The following is a 1948-nucleotide window of genomic DNA, read 5'->3' as shown; positions in this document are numbered from 1 at the left end:
GGCGGATTTACCTACCACTCGGGCTACACCCTTACCCCGGGACAACCACCGCCCGGGCTGGACTACCTTCCTGCGTCACCCCATCACTCACCTACTAACCGCTTGGTCCGGCGGCTCCACCACTTTCCATTCCCCGAAGGGTCCGGAACGGCTTCACGGCCTTAGCATCACGATGCTCGATGTTTGACGCTCCACAGCGGGTACCGGAATATCAACCGGTTATCCATCGACTACGCCTGTCGGCCTCGCCTTAGGTCCCGACTTACCCTGGGCAGATCAGCTTGACCCAGGAACCCTTAGTCAATCGGCGCAAACGTTTCTCACGTTTGTATCGCTACTCATGCCTGCATTCTCACTCGTCAACCGTCCACAACTACCTTCCGGTGCTGCTTCACCCGGCAGACGACGCTCCCCTACCCATCACAGCCTCCGTTGGGAGTACATGCTGCAATGACACGACTTCGGCGGTACGCTTGAGCCCCGCTACATTGTCGGCGCGGAATCACTAGACCAGTGAGCTATTACGCACTCTTTCAAGGGTGGCTGCTTCTAAGCCAACCTCCTGGTTGTCTGTGCGACTCCACATCCTTTCCCACTTAGCGTACGCTTAGGGGCCTTAGTCGATGCTCTGGGCTGTTTCCCTCTCGACCATGGAGCTTATCCCCCACAGTCTCACTGCCGCGCTCTCACTTACCGGCATTCGGAGTTTGGCTAAGGTCAGTAACCCGGTAGGGCCCATCGCCTATCCAGTGCTCTACCTCCGGCAAGAAACACACGACGCTGCACCTAAATGCATTTCGGGGAGAACCAGCTATCACGGAGTTTGATTGGCCTTTCACCCCTAACCACAGGTCATCCCCCAGGTTTTCAACCCTGGTGGGTTCGGTCCTCCACGAAGTCTTACCTCCGCTTCAACCTGCCCATGGCTAGATCACTCCGCTTCGGGTCTTGAGCGTGCTACTCAAACGCCCTATTCGGACTCGCTTTCGCTACGGCTTCCCCACCCGGGTTAACCTCGCAACACACCGCAAACTCGCAGGCTCATTCTTCAAAAGGCACGCAGTCACGAGACACCAGCAAGCTGATGTCCGACGCTCCCACGGCTTGTAGGCACACGGTTTCAGGTACTATTTCACTCCCCTCCCGGGGTACTTTTCACCATTCCCTCACGGTACTATCCGCTATCGGTCACCAGGGAATATTTAGGCTTAGCGGGTGGTCCCGCCAGATTCACACGGGATTTCTCGGGCCCCGTGCTACTTGGGTGTCTCTCAAACGAGCCGCTGACGTTTCGACTACGGGGGTCTTACCCTCTACGCCGGACCTTTCGCATGTCCTTCGCCTACATCAACGGTTTCTGACTCGTCCCACGGCCGGCAGACCGTGGAAGAGAGATCCCACAACCCCGCATACGCAACCCCTGCCGGGTCTCACACGCATACGGTTTGGCCTCATCCGGTTTCGCTCGCCACTACTCCCGGAATCACGGTTGTTTTCTCTTCCTGAGGGTACTGAGATGTTTCACTTCCCCTCGTTCCCTCCACACTGCCTATGTGTTCAGCAGCGGGTGACAGCCCATGACGACTGCCGGGTTTCCCCATTCGGAAACCCCCGGATCAAAGCCTGGTTGACGACTCCCCGGGGACTATCGCGGCCTCCCACGTCCTTCATCGGTTCCTGGTGCCAAGGCATCCACCGTGCGCCCTTAAAAACTTGGCCACAGATGCTCGCGTCCACTGTGCAGTTCTCAAACAACGACCAGCCACCCATCACCCCGAACCAACGATCCGAGTGCACTGGGGCCGGCGACTGAAGGAAACTCATTCCCTCAGACACCCAACAGCGTGCCCGACACCCTCGCCCCCTCCTCAACCGTTCCACGCCGAAGCAGTACTAAGAAGAGAAGCAGACCAAGTGTGCCGAATAGTCAACGTTCCACCCATGAGCT

1 rRNA gene (only partly in view) is annotated in these 1948 nt (G+C 57.9%); it reads right to left on the bottom strand.

The annotated features are described in order from the left end of the window. Positions 1-1719, bottom strand: a 23S ribosomal RNA gene (locus ACZ60X_RS43695); it reaches 1465 nt to the left of the window's first position. Between the last annotated feature and the right edge of the window lie 229 nt (positions 1720-1948).

Source organism: Streptomyces sp. NPDC104106 (genome assembly GCF_055584345.1).
The sequence above is the reverse complement of the archived record's forward strand: the minus strand, read 5'-3'. Positions and strand labels throughout refer to the sequence as shown.